Origin of the sequence: Bacillus sp. FSL W8-0770, assembly GCF_038008705.1 — a bacterium.
Lineage (GTDB): Bacteria > Bacillota > Bacilli > Bacillales > Bacillaceae_G > Bacillus_A > Bacillus_A cereus.
On the sequence record NZ_JBBOZR010000001.1, the window covers coordinates 4,257,862 to 4,275,132 of the forward strand.

Sequence of the window (17,271 nt, forward strand, 5' to 3'; positions counted from 1 at the left end):
ATTCTTTCATTTTATAGATTCACAAACATATTGTAGTAATGCTTCTACAGTGTACTCTTTCGGCACAATAACAGACGGAAAATAAAGACTTGCCTCTTTTTCCGTAATAGGTCCTATACAAGCAATTGTACATTTTTTTGTCCATTCTCTCCAGTTTGTACCCTCAAGTAAACGAACAAAACTAGTAACAGTTGAAGGGCTCGTAAATGTAATAATGTCTACTTTCCCTAACTTCAATGCCGCTATAAGCTCTTGCTTTTTTTCTATATTCACTTTCGTACCGTATACGGTTAGCTCATCTAGAGAAACACCAATTTCCCGAAGTGCAACCGGAATTACCTCTCTTGCTAAATTCCCTTTCGGAAATAAAATACGTTCATTTCCACTTAATTCTTTTAGAAACTCTTCTGCAAATGCTTCTGCAACAAATGAAGTCGGAACAAAATGAACTTGATAGCCCCTTTTTTCTAACTCTAATTTTGTTTTCACACCTACCGCAGCGATTTTAATGGTTAGTGGTAGTTTCTTTTTTAAACTATCTAGAAAAAAAGCTACACCATTTCTGCTCGTAAAAATAACCCAGTCGTATGAATGTAGCTGCTCTTCAATATGTTGAATTTGCCTATGAGACATACCTTCCATACGCAAAAGCGGAATTTCCAATGGAATTCCGCTCTTTTCTTTCACTGCTACACTCATTTGTTTCGCTTGATGCTGGGCACGTGTAATCAATACCGTTTTTCCAGCGAGAGCGTTCATATTTATTGTTGCTCCTTATTTGCAGCAAGAATGAGTTCTTTGGCGCCTTGCTTAATTAAACGGTCCGCGGCCTCTAATCCTACTTCCTCAGGATCAGTACCCACTACTGTCTCTTTTAATAAAACAGAGCCATCCATAGAGCCGACAAGAGCTGTTAATTCGATTGCATCGTTTTCTGTAAGGGTTGCATATCCAGCGATTGGAACTTGGCATCCACCTTCAAGTTTATGAAGAAATACTCGCTCCGCCGCCACTGTTCTTTCTGTTATCGCATCATTAATATGCGCTAACAACTGCAATAAATCCTTATCATCCTCACGACACTCAATCGCTAATGCACCTTGTCCTACAGCAGGTACACATAACGTTTCATCTAAATGTTCTGTAATAACTTCATCATCCCAGCCCATTCTTTGTAATCCAGCTGTCGCTAAAATAATCGCATCGTAATCTTCTTCTTTTAATTTACGTAAACGTGTATCGATATTCCCGCGAATCCACTTCACTTGTAAATCTGGTCTCGCAGCGAGTAGCTGTGCACTACGTCTTAAACTACTCGTACCTAAAATAGCACCTTCCGCTAACTCTTTAAACGATGCTCCATTTTTTGAGATAAAAGCATCACGAGGGTCAACACGCTTTGGTGTACAGCCAATCATTAAACCTTCTGGAAGTACGGCTGGCATATCTTTCATACTATGTACAGCCATATCGATTTCTTTCGTAAGTAGCGCGTGTTCAATCTCTTTTACAAACAAGCCTTTGCCGCCTACTTTTGAAAGAGTAACATCTAAAATAACATCACCTTTTGTGACAATTTCTTTCACTTCAAATTCATATGGTAGACCTAGGGCTTTTAACTGATCAATAAACCAGTTTGTTTGCGTTAATGCTAGTTTACTCTTTCGTGATCCTACAATAATTTTGCGCATAATTCTCTCTCCTCATTATAAATACCAAAAGTGGAAATTGGATAAACTGCTTAATAGAAAAATGTTTACTAGCATTACGAGAAACGATCCGATATTCCACTGTACAATTTTCTTACCTTGCAACACATCTGCCGCTCGTAAATATAAACCTGTGCAATACACAAATAGAACGACAAAAGATCCGATTACTTTCGTATCATACCAATGGAAATTGTCCAATTTTGTATATCCCCATATACATCCCAATAAAATTGCTAGTAAGAAAAATGGAACAGAAAATAAATTTAATCCGTAAGACATAGATTCTAGCTTCGGTAAATTCCCTAATCTTCTTAATCTCGCATTCCATTTTTTCTTTTTTAATAGGCGATATTGTAATAAGTACATAATAGAAAAAATGAACGATACAGTAAACGTTGCGTAAGAAATAATTGCCATACCGACATGCACGTATACAAGTTCTGAAACTAATTGTTCCGCAAGTACTGGCGACATCTTTCCGAGCGGTGTAAAAATAGAAAAAGCGCTTACGCCAAATGCAACAACATTTGTAAAAAAGACTAAAAAGTCAATTCTCATAAATCGATTAATGACTAACGACATCGTAATCAATAACCAAACATAAAAATATATCCCTGATAATAAAGTTAAAATAGGATTCGTTTCTGAATCTGTAGCCCTAAGTAACATAAAAATAGACTGCAGGACCCATACAATCGAAAGTAACCAAAAAGCAAATCGGTTCGCCTTTCGGTTACTTTGGAAATAATCTATAAAATATAAACTAATGCTACAAGCATATAGAATAATTGCAATATGATAAATAATACTGTTATTTAAAAAACTCATCCGATCATCCTTCCAAATTATAAAGATGGAACGGATGGTGTCCACACTTTTTTATGTTCTACTTCTTCCGCACAATTCTCTACGTCTTCCGTTTCTAAATCGAAAATCTTCGCAAATAACGCTAATTTTTCGCTCGCTCCCTCTTCAGCAGCTATTTCTTTCGCTACTAAAATTGGGTCTTTTAATAATTGATTAATAATACTTTTCGTATGCTTACTAATAACTTTTTTCTCACGATCACTAAGGTTTGGTATTTTTCGCTCTAGGCTTACCATCGTTTCACTTTGGATTGCAAGTGCCTTATCACGAAGAGCTGATATTAATGGAACAACACCAAGTGTACTTAACCACGTTTTAAATAGAACAATTTCCTCTTCAATCATAAATTGAATTTTCTCTGCTTCTTTCAAACGCTCAGCACGGTTTGCCTCCACTACTCCTTGTAAATCATCAATATCATACAAGAAAGAACCTTCTAGCTCATCAATCGCTGGATCAATATCACGTGGCACTGCAATGTCAACCATAAACAAAGGGCGACCAGAGCGCATTTTCTCCACCTTTGTCATCATCTCTTTCGTAATGACATACTCAGATGCACCAGTTGAACTAATTAAAATATCTGCTTCTAATAATGCACATTGTAATTCGCTTAACGATTTTGCATGTCCCATATATTTCTCAGCCATTACTTCTGCTTTCGAAAGGGTCCTATTCATAACTGTTACTTTACGAGCACCACTTCCATATAAGTTTTGCAGTGCAAGTTCGCCCATTTTACCAGCACCAAGAATAAGCACATGACAATCTGTTAACTCGCCAAATATTTTCTTTCCAAGCTCAACAGCAGCATAACTAACAGACATCGCACTTTCCCCGATTGTTGTTTCTGAGTGGGCACGTTTTGCTAATGTAATGACTTGCTTAAACAATTCATTAAAAATTGTGCCTGTTGCTTTAACTTGTTGCGCTTCTAAAAAGCTATCTTTTATTTGACCTAAAATCTGCGTTTCTCCGACTACCATAGAATCTAAACCGCACGTTACGCGGAATAAATGATCTATTGCACCATCTTGTTCAAAAATAGTTAAATATGGCGCGACTTCTTCTATTTCAAGCTGAAACCAATCAGCTAAAAACTTCTTAATATAATACCGTCCCGTGTGTAATTGATCGACAACAGCATAAATCTCAGTGCGATTACAAGTTGATACAATGACATTCTCTAACACGCTCTTTTGATTTTGTAATGTAGTCATCGCTCGCTCTAGTTCTGCTGCCTGAAATGTGAGTTTCTCACGAAATTCTACAGGGGCTGTTCGATAATTTACACTAACAACAAGAATATGCACGCAGCATGTCCCCCTTCACCCGTTTTATCACTTTATCTACTATCATAATACAACTTTCCTCTTATGAATCTGACAATCGTGTGAACAACTGATTATTTTTTAATTATTCTCCGTATGTAATAAAGGAGATTCAGTAACACTAATAAAAAAACTTCTACTTTATAATGATTATAAATTAATAACTCTATTTGTACGTTACCAAAAAAAGCCCTCATAATCAAGTGATGGAAACTATTCCATATAAATTATAACATCATCTTCCCTATCTTCTTTCATCATGAAGGAAAATATGTATGATTGTTCCAAAATGCAACAAAGACTTTCTCAATACAATGTATTTGACATTGTATTTCTTTTTCGTTATATTGGTTTTACGAAATTAAATTGTGCACAACTTAATTAGAAGGGAGTTATTTATGACAGAGGACTCTTTGCATCTAGATAACCAACTTTGTTTTTCTATTTACGCCTGCTCTAGAGAGGTTACTCGTTTTTATCGACCTTATTTAGAAGAAATGGGTATTACGTATCCCCAGTACATTACTTTACTCGTACTATGGGAGCAAGATGGACTAACAGTAAAAGAAATTGGAGAACGTCTATTTTTAGATTCTGGTACGTTAACACCTATGTTAAAACGCATGGAATCATTAAAACTTGTAAAACGTGTTCGTTCCAAAGAAGACGAGCGAAAAGTTTGTATTGAATTAACAGAACAAGGCAAAGATTTAAAGGAAAAGGCTTGTTCATTACCGACAACGATGGCTACAAACTTAGGAATTACAGAGCAAGAATATCGCTCTTTATTAATTCAGCTAAATAAACTAATTGACACAATGAAAACAATTAATGATGGAAAAGGGGAATAAATATGGATAAATTATATACTGCTTCAGTAACAGCAACAGGTGGAAGAAATGGGAAAGTAGTTTCAGATGATGGCATATTAAATCTTGATGTAAAAATGCCGAAAGCACTAGGTGGTGCAGGCGGAGAAGCAACAAATCCAGAACAACTATTTGCAGCTGGTTATGCAGCTTGTTTCGATAGTGCATTACAACTTGTCATTCGTACAAAACGTGTGAAAGTAGAAAGTACAGAAGTAACTGCTCACGTTTCTATCGGAAAAGATACAGATGGTGGTTTCGGCCTATCTGCTGTACTTGATGTACATGTGGCTGGCGTTTCACATAACGAAGCACAAGAACTTGTAGAAGCGGCTCACGGTGTATGTCCTTACTCGAAAGCAACACGAGGAAATATTGAAGTTACATTAAACGTACGCTAAAAAATTTAGCAAAACAAAAACGCGCGACATTCGTCACGCGTTTTTTGTTTTTGTAAATTTATGAATTGCTTTCCACGCTTCTTCTTTTCCAAGTCCTGTTTCAGAAGAGAATAGAACAATTTCATCGCCAATTTCAACAGCAAGCGTTTCTTTTACAACTTTTAAATGCTTTTGCCATTTCCCTTTTGGAATTTTATCGGCTTTCGTCGCAATAATAATTGTTGGGATTTCATAATGCTTTAAGAAATCATACATCATCACGTCATCACTTGTTGGTTGGTGACGTAAATCAACTACTAATACAGCTGCGTCTAATTGCTCACGCGTTGTAAAGTACGTTTCAATCATTTTCCCCCATGCAGCGCGCTCGGATTTAGATACTTTCGCATATCCATAACCTGGAACGTCAACAAAGTGCATCATCTCATTGATTAAGAAAAAGTTCAGCGTTTGCGTTTTTCCTGGTTTAGAAGAAATACGCACTAACTTTTTACGATTTAAAATTTTATTTATAAAGGAAGACTTCCCCACATTTGAACGACCTGCTAATGCAATTTCTGGTAAATCACTGTCTGGATATTGTTCTGGTTTAACAGCACTAATTACAATATCTGCTTTTGTTACTTTCATTGTTTCACTCCTACTAATGCGTGCTCCAATACTTCATCTAAATGAGATGCAAGCACAAACGTAAGGTTTTCTTTTACGCTCTCTGGAATATCATCTAAATCTTTCTCGTTTTCTGCTGGCAAAATAATTTTTGTTAAGCCTGCGCGGTGAGCACTTAATGTTTTTTCTTTTAAACCACCAATTGGTAATACACGACCACGAAGTGTAATTTCACCTGTCATACCCACTTCTTTACTTACAGGAATACCTGTTAGCGCAGAAATAAGTGCCGTTGCCATCGTAATACCTGCTGACGGTCCGTCTTTTGGAACTGCTCCTTCTGGAACGTGAATATGAATATCATTTTTCTCATGGAAATTCGGATCGATCTGAAGCTCTTCTGCACGAGAACGTATATAACTAAACGCAGCTTGTGCTGATTCTTTCATAACATCCCCAAGTTTCCCTGTTAAAATTAGTTTCCCTTTTCCTGGCGCTACAGAAACTTCAATGGCAAGTGTATCGCCGCCTGCTGCTGTGTAAGCTAGACCTGTTGCCATACCAACTTGGTCTGTTTTTTCAGCTTGCCCATAACGGAATATGTGTTTACCAAGTAAATCAACAATCTTTTTCTCTGTCACAACGATACGTTTACGTTCTGCTGTAACGATAATCTTCGCTACTTTACGGCAAACTTTTGCAATTTGGCGCTCTAGCGTACGAACACCAGCCTCACGTGTATAATAACGAATAATCTCAAGAAGCGCTTCATCACGCACTTGTAAATTACCTTTTCGTAAGCCATGTTCTTTTAATTGTTTCGGCAACAAATGCTCACGAGCAATGTGTACTTTTTCAAGTTCTGTATAGCCAGCAATCGAAATGATTTCCATACGGTCAAGTAATGGACCCGGAATACTTGAAAGTGTATTAGCAGTTGCTACAAACATAACTTTTGATAGATCATATGGTTCTTCAATGTAATGATCACTGAAGTTATGGTTTTGTTCTGGATCTAATACTTCAAGTAATGCCGCTGATGGATCTCCACGGAAATCGTTAGACATTTTATCAATCTCATCTAATAAGAAGACTGGATTAACTGTTTTCGCCTTTTTCATACCTTGAACAATGCGTCCTGGCATTGCTCCAACATATGTACGACGGTGACCACGAATTTCAGATTCATCACGCACACCACCAAGAGATACACGGACGAAGTTACGATTTAATGATGTTGCAATTGAACGCGCTAACGAAGTTTTGCCGACCCCAGGAGGGCCTACTAAACAAAGGATAGGTCCTTTTAATGAATTCGTTAACTTCTGTACAGCTAAATATTCAAGTACACGCTCTTTCACTTTTTCAAGACCGTAATGATCGTTATTTAAAATCTCTTCCGAATGAGCAAGGTCAATTATATCTTCTGTTGCCTCTGTCCACGGAAGCGCTAATAACCAATCAATATAATTGCGAATAACACCACTCTCCGCAGAACTTGCTGGTAACTTTTCATAACGATCTAATTCTTTCAGGGCCGCCTTCATTGTTTCTTCCGGCATTCCTGACTGTTCAATTTTCTCACGAAGTTCTTCTACTTCTCCGCCCTTGCCTTCTTTGTCGCCAAGTTCAGTTTGAATCGCCTTCATTTGCTCACGTAAGAAATATTCTTTTTGCGTGCGCTCCATGGAACGTTTCACTTTTTGCCCAATTTTCTTTTCTAGGCTAAGTAACTCTTGTTCATCTTGAATAATTGAAATAAGTGTTTGTAATCGTTCTTTTACAGATACAATCTCTAAAATCTCTTGTTTCTGCTTCGTTTTAATCGGCAAGTGAGAAGCAATTAAATCAGCTAATCTCCCTGGTTCTTCCACATCAGCTACCGTTGCAAAAGTTTCATTTGAAACTTTTTTCGAAACTTTAATATATTGTTCGAAATGCTCCAGTAACGTACGCATAAAAGCTTTCTCTTCTAAATCATCTTCTACTTCTTCAGTTACCGTTTTAATAGAAACTTGTACTACATTTTCTTCTTCGATAAACTCTATTACTTCTGCTCTATGTAAACCTTCCACAAGGACACGAAGCGTACCGTTCGGCAATTTTAACATTTGCTTCACTTTCGCCACTGTACCTACACTATATATGTCATCTTCTTTCGGATCATCGATATTCATTTCTTTTTGCATTGCTAAAAAGATGATATTTTCATCCATTGCCGCCTGCTCTAGTGCTTGTATCGATTTATCACGTCCTACATCAAGATGCAAAACCATCGTTGGATATACGAGAACGCCTCTTAATGGTAGGAGGGGCACGATTCTTTCGTTCGTATTCATACTAGACATAGCACCTCCATAATAAATTAAACTCCTGTTCAACTATTTTATATTACAATACACCTAGATGCAATTGCTGAGATTCCGCGCAATTGTAAATAGCTTGTTTTTCTACCTCACGAAAAGAAAAAGACTCCGATTAAGCATACAAACTTAAACGAAGTCTGGCAAATTTTATTATTGTTTATTTTTACATAGATTGTGCATCTGTTTCGTCTACGTGAGTATGTACATCTAGCTCTCTATGCATATTTTCTTGCATAAACGTTAACTCAAATACTTCTTTTAACTTACGAACAGGAATAATTTCAATTCCCTTGATCGTATACAAAAATGGTTGCATATTTTCAGCAGGAATAATGACTTTCTTAGCTCCCGCTTTTTTCGCAGCTTTTATTTTTGCGTATACGCCACCAATAGGCTTTACTTCTCCGTGTATACTTATTTCACCTGTCATCGCTACTTCATTATTTACATACGTGCGATGCACCGCAGAATATACACCTGTTGCCATAGCGATTCCTGCAGAAGGGCCATCAATTGGGATACCACCTGGAAAATTAATATGTATATCGTATCCTTCTGGCAACACATCTAAAGAACGAAGTACTGTTAATACATTATCAACAGAGCCTTTCGCCATACTTTTACGACGAATCGATTTCGTTTGACTACCAATACTTTCTTCTTCCACAATTCCGGTAACATTTACCGATCCTTTATCTTTCGCCGAAATTGCTGTTACTTCAATTTCTAATAACGCACCTGTATTTGGTCCGTATACAGCAAGACCATTTACAAGACCAATCCTTGGAATCGGATAAATGCGCTTTTCATATTTCGGTGTAAGCTGACTTGAGTGAACAACCCACTCTATATCTTCATCCTTAATGAAAGAACGTTCTTCATTTATCGCCATACCCGCAGAGATTTGCACGAGATTAATCGCTTCTCGTCCATTCCTTGCATACATCCCAATCATCTCAATACCATTTTCACCTATTTGCATTTCCACTTTTTCCGCGGCATTTTTCGCTACTTTTTGAATTTCTTCCGTATCTAATTCACGGAAAAATACTTCTAAGCAACGTGACCGAATAGCAGGAGGAATTTCCTCTGGCGAACGTGTCGTTGCTCCAACTAAGCGAAAATCTGCCGGTAAGCCTTTTTGGAAAATATCATGTATATATGTTGGGATCATTGTATTTTCTTCACTATAGTACGCACTTTCTAAAAATACTTTTCGATCTTCTAACACCTTTAACATTTTGTTCATTTGAATCGGATGGAGCTCGCCAATCTCATCAATAAACAAAATACCACCATGTGCATCTGTTACAGCCCCTTTTTTCGGTTGCGGGATACCTGCTTGCCCCATCGCCCCAGCACCTTGATAAATCGGATCATGCACCGAACCAATTAAAGGGTCTGCGATACCACGTTCATCAAACCGAGCTGTTGTCGCATCAAGTTCAATAAATGTTGCATTCGTACGAAATGGAGATTTAGGATTTCGTTTCGCTTCTTCTAATACAAGACGTGCTGCCGCTGTTTTCCCAACACCTGGTGGGCCATATATGATTACATGTTGCGGATTCGGACCACAAAGAGCCGCTTTTAACGACTTAATCCCGTCCTCTTGCCCTACAATATCTAAAAAGGTTGTAGGACGCACCTTTTCTGCTAGCGGCTCTGTTAAAGAAATCTCACGCATTTTACGAAGTTGTTCTAATTCTTTTTTCGATTCTCGATCAATTGAAACTTTTTGTGTTCGTTGATTTCGAAGTAAATGCCAGAAATACAATCCGACAATTACACCAAAAACAAGTTGAACAACTAAAAATATATTTGTCCAGCTCATTATTTATTTCCTCCCGCAATATTTTATCTCTTAGTATTTCCGCGGAGGAACGTAGCTAAACATAAAGAAAAACAGCAATTATAAAAATTGCTGTTTCCCTTTCGCATTATGCAGATGTTTTTGTATCAAGTACAGTACCGTCTTGTAACACCAATTTTGGCGGCTCATTATCAGCTACTGTTTCTTTTGTAAGAATACACTTCTCGATATCTTTACGAGATGGAAGTTCGAACATTACATCAAGCATTAAGCCTTCAATAATAGAACGAAGTCCACGAGCACCCGTTTTACGTTCAATTGCTTTTTTCGCAATTTCGATTAGTGCACCTTCTTCAAACTCTAACTCAACATCGTCAAGCTCCAATAGTTTTTGGAATTGCTTAACAAGTGCATTTTTCGGTTTCGTTAAAATATCAACAAGAGCATCTTCATCAAGTGGCTCTAGGTTCGCAATAACTGGAAGACGACCGATAAACTCTGGAATTAAACCAAATCTTAAAAGATCCTCTGGTAATACGTGAGATAAAACATGCTTCTCATTTACATCAGCATTTTTCTTCTCAGAACCAAATCCAATTACTTTTTCACCAAGGCGACGTTTAATAATCGGCTCAATGCCATCAAACGCTCCACCACAAATGAATAAGATGTTCGTTGTATCAATTTGAATAAACTCTTGGTGCGGATGCTTACGACCACCTTGAGGTGGAACGCTTGCTACAGTACCTTCTAAAATTTTCAGAAGTGCCTGTTGCACACCTTCACCAGATACATCACGTGTAATTGATGGATTTTCGGACTTACGTGCCACTTTATCAATCTCATCAATATAAATGATTCCTTTTTCCGCTTTCTCTACATCATAATCAGCTGCTTGAATTAATTTTAGTAAGATATTTTCTACATCTTCACCAACATATCCAGCTTCTGTTAAAGATGTTGCGTCCGCGATTGCAAATGGAACATTTAGAATACGCGCTAACGTTTGTGCAAGTAATGTTTTACCACTACCTGTTGGCCCGATAAGTGCGATATTACTCTTCGCTAATTCTACATCATCAATTTTGCTGTTAGAATTAATGCGTTTGTAATGGTTATATACCGCTACCGCTAGTGCTTTTTTCGCGCTATCTTGCCCGATGACATACTCATCTAAGATTTCACGAATTTCTACCGGTTTCGGTACATCTTTGAATTCTACTTCTTCGTCCTTCGCAAGCTCCTCTTGTACAATTTCAGTACAAAGTTCGATACACTCGTCACAAATGTAAACACCTGGACCTGCCACTAACTTTCGAACTTGCGTTTGTGTTTTACCACAGAAAGAACATTTTAATTGCCCTTTTTCATCATTAAATTTAAACATATTTTCACACCCCTTACAAAGTGCTAACCTCTTGCCTTCGTATGTACACGATAAATGTATCGTATGTAAATACATATTATGTCACTACGTGGCGAGAAATACAAATAATATGACTAGTTATGTACAAATAAAAAATTTTTAAAACTTTTGAAATATGTATATTCGACTTGTAAAGGAACTTTTCCTTCTCCATCGAAAAGTTTTATAAATATATTTCTATATTTATAAAACAAGGCACGATTTTAATCGTGCCTTGTTATTTTATTATGCAGCGTTTTCTACTAAGAAGTCTACAGCTTTACGCACTTTAAGATCTTCAGCTAAAGCGTCTACGCTTCCAAGAGCTTGCTTGATAGCGTCTACTGGCATACCGTACATTTCAGCCATTTTTTCAACTTCTGCAGTTACTTCTTCTTCAGTAACTTCGATGTTTTCAGCTTCAATGATAGCTTCAAGAACAAGATTGATTCTTACACGTTTTTGTGCATCTTCTTTCATTTGCTCTTTTAATTTGTCAGCGTCAGTACCTGTGAATTGGTAGTAAAGCTCAAGGTTCATACCTTGTTGGCTTAAACGTTGCTCGAATTCACGAACCATACGATCTAACTCAGTGTTGATCATAGCTTCTGGAATTTCGATTTCAGCGTTAGCAGCAGCTAATTCTACTACTTCGTCACGTACTTTGTGCTCAGCTTCGTGCTTTTTGCCTTCTTCTAAGTTTGTGCGAAGTTTTGCTTTTAATTCATCAAGAGTTGCAACCGCTTCGTCTGCTTCTTTAGCGAACTCGTCGTTTAACTCAGGAAGTTCTTTTGTTTTGATTTCATGAATTGTTACTTTGAATGTTGCTGGTTTGCCAGCTAATTCAGCAGCATGGTACTCTTCTGGGAATGATACTTCAACGTCTTTAGACTCACCAGATTTAAGACCGATTACTTGCTCTTCGAAACCTGGGATGAATGTACCAGAACCGATTGCTAGAGAGTAGTTTTCGCCTTTTCCGCCTTCAAATGCTTCGCCATCAACGAAACCTTCGAAGTCGATTACAGCTGTATCACCGTTTTCAACAGTTCCTTCTTCTTTAACAACTAGTTCAGCTTGACGCTCTTGTAAAGATTTTAATTCGTTCTCTACATCTTCGTCAGTTACAGTTGTTTCAACTTTTTCTACTGCTAAACCTTTGTACTCACCTAATTTAACTTCAGGTTTCACTGTAACTTTTGCAGTGAAGATAAGGTTAGCATTTTTTTCGAACTTCTCGATGTCGATTTCAGGATGATCAACTGGGAAGATACCAGCTTCTTCAATCGCTTCACCGTATGCTTTTGGTAAAATGATATCTAAAGCATCTTGGTATAAAGATTCAATACCAAAGCGTTGTTCGAATAATGGACGAGGCATTTTTCCTTTACGGAAACCTGGTACGTTAATTGTTTTTACTACTTTTTTGAACGCAGCGTCGATAGAGTTGTTTACTTCTTTAGCATCAACTTCGATTGTTAAAACGCCAACGTTACCTTCTAATTTTTCCCATTTTGTAGACATTTATTCTTTCCCTCCAACTATAATAATGTATGCACATACCTCTATAGATTAAGATCTTCATTATCTCTTTTTTGAAATAACAAATACACAAATAATCCTCTAGCAAAAGCTTTCAGATATAATGTTCCAATCTACTAATTGCCCAGAAGACAACTACGGTATATTTTGTTCGAGAATAATATGAAACATATTAAGTAAGAGAATTACACTTCTCTTCTCTTACAAACAGGCAGTTTTCTGCCTTTTGCAACCCTTACATTATAACATAGAATATGCTCGTTTCAAGAACTGAACGATTCTTTTTCATAATTATACGGGCAAATATCCTTCTCTTTCAACACGTAATAACCATTGATAGGCAATATGAAACTCTTCCAATTCGATATTGTATGCTGCCATAAGCTCTTCTTCATCAATAGCCAATCCGAAACGCTTTCTTCCAATTCTCTCTAAAACAGCTGACCAAATCTCTTCTTTATCCATTAATAGAGCGAATGGGAAAATGCTAATTTGCAATTCTTTCCAATATGTAACCATCGCTTCAAATATATCCGGATAATTTTGCTCTAATCGACTTGATAATTTATGTATAATGTTATTGGATTGCTCCTCATTATGACCTGTAAATGCTGGAATTACCTTAATCGTATTCCCAAACTTTTCTACCTCTATTTCCTCTTCTACCTGACTTTCTATCATTTTATACAAAATAGAAGTTTTCAAATAGGGGTGTTGCTCTTCGTCTATTAAAAATTTCTTTAAAACAGGTAATGCAAGATCTAAGTCTTTTAACGAAAGTCGCTGAATCGCTCTTAGCTTCTGTCCAAAGTTTTCTCCAAAAATTTCATTAGTAAACTCATCCAACTCAAAATTTGAATCCACTAGCGATGCGTCTCCCTCATTTAGCATACCTTCTGCAAATAAAGCAAGCTGCGCTAATTTTTCCTTTTGATCAGGCATTATATCTTTCGTTTGTAAAACCTTTTCAACAGTTTCAATAACACCTTCATAATCATTTGTTTGAACTAAAATAGTCACGTACGTTTCAAGAATATCACCAAATAAGACAACTCCTGTTTTAAGCAACTGTTCACATTTGTCTTTCGCTTCTTCCATACGTTTTAATTCGAGTAAACAAATAACTGAAGCTAATTCCGTTTGTTCCGTTTCCGCATTATACTGACGTAATATTTCAAAGCAGCGCAATGCATCTTCGAACTTCCGCTCTTTCAGCGCTAAAAAACCTTCATCAATATAGCGCTCTGATAGCTGCGGAAACAATACGACCGTATTTTCTTTTTTATCCATACGTCCGCCTCTTTTTCTTGATTTTAATTATGTTCAAAGTAAATATATCAAATGCGTAATGAGAACACAACATCCCAAAACTATTTGTTTGAAATATGAAAATATTTAATTTTTACATTCCAATACAAATAAATCTCTACTAAAAATTAAAATTGTACAAGTAAAAATCCCCAGCAACAAACGCAGAGGATTCATCATTAATGGAAAGCTTTTATAATTGTGGGGTATATTACAAGGGTAATAATTTGGAGAACAATAATTGCCATAACAATCATGCTAAAATAGAAGATTGGTTTACTTCGCTTCATTAAAAACATAATAATAAGCATCGTACAAGCAAACAAACTTAAGAAGAACAAACTTGTTGTCGAACTAAGTATACCACTTGGGACAAAGAACAATAACACTACACTACAAGTACCTATAATTCCAAATAACCATTCCATTCATTCACTCATTCCCTTTCCCTCTCATGGCTGTTTTCTCTAAGCAATCAAATGTTTCACAACATCAACTACATACGTTAATTTCTCATACGCTACAAATCCAAAAGCAACCGTCAAGCCCGTTACAACTAATCCTTTCATCATTTCTGCCTCCTCGTTTTATCGTTGTTATCTTCATTATAAAAGATTAGCAATTTCTTACCATCGAACTACCTTACAGTTACCTTACAGAATTGTAAGATTTCAAAAAGAGATTGAAAAACACCTCATATCGCTTGAGGTGCTTTCACGGAATTTATTTATAATCACTTGCAAAATTAACTTTTTCTCTTGGTTATTTTTCGGAGAATCCACTCTTAAACTAATAGATTTACTAAATAATTTAGAATCAAAATAATTATTCATTACTTTTCTTAACTTACCTTCAGATATTTTCGTATTACAAGAAAACAAAGGATGAAGATCATGTTAATATATTTTTGTACAATTAAGAATTTAATTTACAAGGGGGATTATATATGTTTAAAAAAATGGCCGCAGATGTATTAGGACTAAGCGATGTAGGTTCTGTTATTACACCTAAAGACTATGATAAGGTCGATGCCGATGATTATGTAATGCATGAAGATGGGGAGAAAATTTACTTTCTAATTAAATCGAAATCAGATGAATATTGCTTCACAAACAAAGGGTTAATTCACTTAGACGGTACAAGCGCAACAAGTAAAAAACGTACACTACGCCGCTTTAGCTATAGTAAATATCAAATTAAAAACGTAGCGCTTGAAACTGCGGGAACGATTGATTTAGATGTAGAAATTAAGTTTCAAATGGGCGATGAGCATTACTCAATTGATGTTCATAAAAAACATATTGAAGAATTAAAAGATTTATATAAGGCTTTACTTAAAATCGAAGAAATTTCATACGACAACGATATTACATTACAATATGCACACAAAAGTTTAGATATGGCATCTAACGCTTTCAGCCGTATTTCAAACGCACAAGTAAACTTAGCAGAGCAATTTAAAGAGATGAACGAGATTGCCTTTAACTGGCTCGTTGATACGAAGAAACAATATAATGTGAAAGATTATGGTTTTGTCTTTGAGAAGTTTATTAACAACTAATTTAAAACAAACAAAAAACCTTGTTATCAAAAGATAACAAGGTTTTCTTAGCGTCCCAGGAGAGATTCGAACTCCCGCTCCGCCCATTTCCGTACTATTTTATATATTTTGATCGCAGTCTTAATATATCTTCTCCTTCGCGAATGCCTGCCGATCCCTTTCTCACATTTTTTACGACAGTCCAATTCGGGTTAGTTTCATCACCGATGTTCTGTACTGTAAAATTGCCATCACCATATTTTCGGTGACCTTCTGCCAATTTCTCCGTTAAATCATTCTCATTTGATCTCGCCATCTTTGCGCCATCTCCCTTTTTTATACGACCTTCTTAAACTATCTAACCAATCACAGGTCCAGTCAATTGGAGATTCTCGTTTTCCGCTTCTATTAATTGTAACACACTACCGAGAATAAGTTCCGATAACTGCTGCTCAATCGTACTAGAATGGTAAAGAGTTTTATAATATTGTAAGTAAACAATTAAGAGAATCTGAATTTGGATTTGAGTTCCATCATAAACCTATTGATTCTTTAAATTAAATAAGAGGAATGGGGCGCATAAATGGCGCTCTTTTTATTTAAGAAAAAGAAGTACATATGCAACTGCTTAATATCAAAGGAAAGGTCGCAAATATTAAGAATGAACTACACCTATAACCCAAACATCAAATTTTAGACAAACAAAAAACCTTGTTATCAAAAGATAACAAGGTTTTTTTAGCGTCCCAGGAGAGATTCGAACTCCCGACCGTACGCTTAGAAGGCGTATGCTCTATCCGGCTGAGCTACTGGGACATGGAGCGGGTGAAGAGAATCGAACTCTCGACCAGAGCTTGGAAGGCTCTTGTTTTACCACTAAACTACACCCGCATATGTTATTTTCTTTTCTTCGTTAGCGCCGTTGCCCTATCGACAATATTTATTATATGTATAACCACACATAAAGTCAACACCTTTTTTAAAAGAGGATAAATTTTCTTATCCTCTTTTAAAAACTGCTTGTTCAACTAGTTGTCCGTCTAACGTTTCAAAACGAACTTCCATTTGATTTTCATCCATTTCTAATAAAGAAAATGTCTTTTCTACACGCTGACGTGGTAATAAAATACTGCCTGGATTAATAAATAAAACGCCCTCGATTAATTCCGCACCTAATACGTGAGAATGTCCAAAGCATGCAACTTGCGCTCCCACTTCTTCAGCATGGTACGCTAGCGTTTGTAATGTCATTTTCACATTATGGCGATGTCCATGCACAACTAAGAAGCGAATTCCATCTACATCAGTTACAATTTCATCTTGAAAGTTAGCATAATCACAGTTTCCTTTTACAACACGGAAACCTTGCAGTTCTTCATGAGCAGGCGTTAGCTCTGAATCACCGCAATGAATCATGATATCTACTTTCCCTTCATATTTCTCTTTCAACTGCTGTAATTCCTTCACAGAGCTATGACTATCACTTACGATTAAAGCTTTCATCATTC

Annotated in this window: 16 protein-coding genes and 2 tRNA genes; 3 read left to right on the plus strand and 15 right to left on the minus strand. The window is 36.5% G+C overall.

Annotated elements, in window-relative coordinates; genetic code table 11:
- Positions 1-6: 6 nt before the first annotated feature.
- The 4 genes from hemD to hemA are packed head-to-tail and all read right to left on the minus strand — an operon-like array spanning position 7 to position 3,892.
- Positions 7-759 carry a uroporphyrinogen-III synthase gene (hemD, locus tag NST27_RS21890; protein ID WP_000992349.1) on the minus strand — a complete coding sequence of 251 codons (753 nt, stop codon included), beginning with the start codon at positions 757-759 and terminating at the stop codon, positions 7-9.
- A gap of 2 nt (positions 760-761) precedes the next feature.
- The gene (gene hemC, locus NST27_RS21895) at positions 762-1,691 is read right to left on the minus strand and encodes a hydroxymethylbilane synthase (RefSeq protein ID WP_001226399.1); all 930 of its coding nucleotides are present in this window, start codon (positions 1,689-1,691) and stop codon (positions 762-764) included.
- A 15-nt stretch (positions 1,692-1,706) separates the two neighbouring features.
- Complete coding sequence (locus NST27_RS21900; RefSeq protein ID WP_000008999.1) at positions 1,707-2,540, minus strand: cytochrome c biogenesis protein; 834 nt, start codon at positions 2,538-2,540, stop codon at positions 1,707-1,709.
- Between the two features lie 17 nt (positions 2,541-2,557).
- On the minus strand, positions 2,558-3,892 hold the full coding sequence (gene hemA, locus NST27_RS21905; protein ID WP_000547866.1) for a glutamyl-tRNA reductase: 1,335 nt from the start codon (positions 3,890-3,892) through the stop codon (positions 2,558-2,560).
- A gap of 416 nt (positions 3,893-4,308) precedes the next feature.
- On the opposite strand from hemA, the gene NST27_RS21910 reads away from it, so the two are divergent.
- Both NST27_RS21910 and NST27_RS21915 read left to right on the plus strand, forming a co-directional pair.
- Entirely contained in the window at positions 4,309-4,761 is a 453-nt protein-coding gene (locus NST27_RS21910; RefSeq protein WP_000133916.1) for a MarR family winged helix-turn-helix transcriptional regulator, read from the plus strand.
- A gap of 2 nt (positions 4,762-4,763) precedes the next feature.
- Entirely contained in the window at positions 4,764-5,180 is a 417-nt protein-coding gene (locus NST27_RS21915) for an organic hydroperoxide resistance protein (RefSeq protein WP_000359779.1), read from the plus strand.
- A 33-nt stretch (positions 5,181-5,213) separates the two neighbouring features.
- On the opposite strand, the gene ysxC is transcribed toward NST27_RS21915, so the two are convergent.
- The 7 genes from ysxC to NST27_RS21950 form a co-directional block, all read right to left on the minus strand.
- Positions 5,214-5,810, minus strand: a complete 597-nt coding sequence (ysxC, locus tag NST27_RS21920; RefSeq protein ID WP_000869116.1) for a ribosome biogenesis GTP-binding protein YsxC — start codon at positions 5,808-5,810, stop codon at positions 5,214-5,216.
- Positions 5,807-8,137: an endopeptidase La gene (gene lon, locus NST27_RS21925; RefSeq protein ID WP_000097286.1), complete on the minus strand. Its 2,331-nt coding sequence runs from the start codon at positions 8,135-8,137 to the stop codon at positions 5,807-5,809. The genes ysxC and lon overlap by 4 nt, the downstream gene beginning before the upstream one ends.
- Before the next feature lie 181 nt (positions 8,138-8,318).
- Positions 8,319-9,989, minus strand: a complete 1,671-nt coding sequence (gene lonB / locus NST27_RS21930) for an ATP-dependent protease LonB (protein WP_000119182.1) — start codon at positions 9,987-9,989, stop codon at positions 8,319-8,321.
- 106 nt (positions 9,990-10,095) lie between these two features.
- A complete protein-coding gene (clpX, locus tag NST27_RS21935; protein ID WP_000472289.1) occupies positions 10,096-11,355 on the minus strand; it encodes an ATP-dependent protease ATP-binding subunit ClpX in 1,260 nt (419 codons plus the stop codon).
- A 264-nt stretch (positions 11,356-11,619) separates the two neighbouring features.
- On the minus strand, positions 11,620-12,897 hold the full coding sequence (gene tig / locus NST27_RS21940; RefSeq protein ID WP_000105215.1) for a trigger factor: 1,278 nt from the start codon (positions 12,895-12,897) through the stop codon (positions 11,620-11,622).
- 309 nt (positions 12,898-13,206) lie between these two features.
- Positions 13,207-14,205 (minus strand): hypothetical protein, encoded by a 999-nt coding sequence (locus NST27_RS21945; protein ID WP_000358274.1) that lies wholly within the window; start codon positions 14,203-14,205, stop codon positions 13,207-13,209.
- A 197-nt stretch (positions 14,206-14,402) separates the two neighbouring features.
- On the minus strand, positions 14,403-14,651 hold the full coding sequence (locus NST27_RS21950; protein ID WP_001983650.1) for a hypothetical protein: 249 nt from the start codon (positions 14,649-14,651) through the stop codon (positions 14,403-14,405).
- Between the two features lie 518 nt (positions 14,652-15,169).
- Between NST27_RS21950 and NST27_RS21955 the strand changes: the two genes are divergently transcribed.
- Entirely contained in the window at positions 15,170-15,784 is a 615-nt protein-coding gene (locus NST27_RS21955; RefSeq protein WP_000473869.1) for a PH domain-containing protein, read from the plus strand.
- 94 nt (positions 15,785-15,878) lie between these two features.
- Here the strand turns inward: NST27_RS21955 and NST27_RS21960 are convergent, their stop codons facing one another.
- The 4 genes from NST27_RS21960 to NST27_RS21975 all read right to left on the minus strand — a co-directional run bounded on the left by NST27_RS21960 (position 15,879) and on the right by NST27_RS21975 (position 17,266).
- Positions 15,879-16,079 (minus strand): hypothetical protein, encoded by a 201-nt coding sequence (locus tag NST27_RS21960; RefSeq protein WP_000124460.1) that lies wholly within the window; start codon positions 16,077-16,079, stop codon positions 15,879-15,881.
- 426 nt (positions 16,080-16,505) lie between these two features.
- Positions 16,506-16,579: transfer RNA gene (locus tag NST27_RS21965), tRNA-Arg, on the minus strand.
- Position 16,580: 1 nt separating this feature from the next.
- Positions 16,581-16,654: transfer RNA gene (locus NST27_RS21970), tRNA-Gly, on the minus strand.
- A 108-nt stretch (positions 16,655-16,762) separates the two neighbouring features.
- Complete coding sequence (locus NST27_RS21975; protein WP_000645507.1) at positions 16,763-17,266, minus strand: metallophosphoesterase; 504 nt, start codon at positions 17,264-17,266, stop codon at positions 16,763-16,765.
- Between the last annotated feature and the right edge of the window lie 5 nt (positions 17,267-17,271).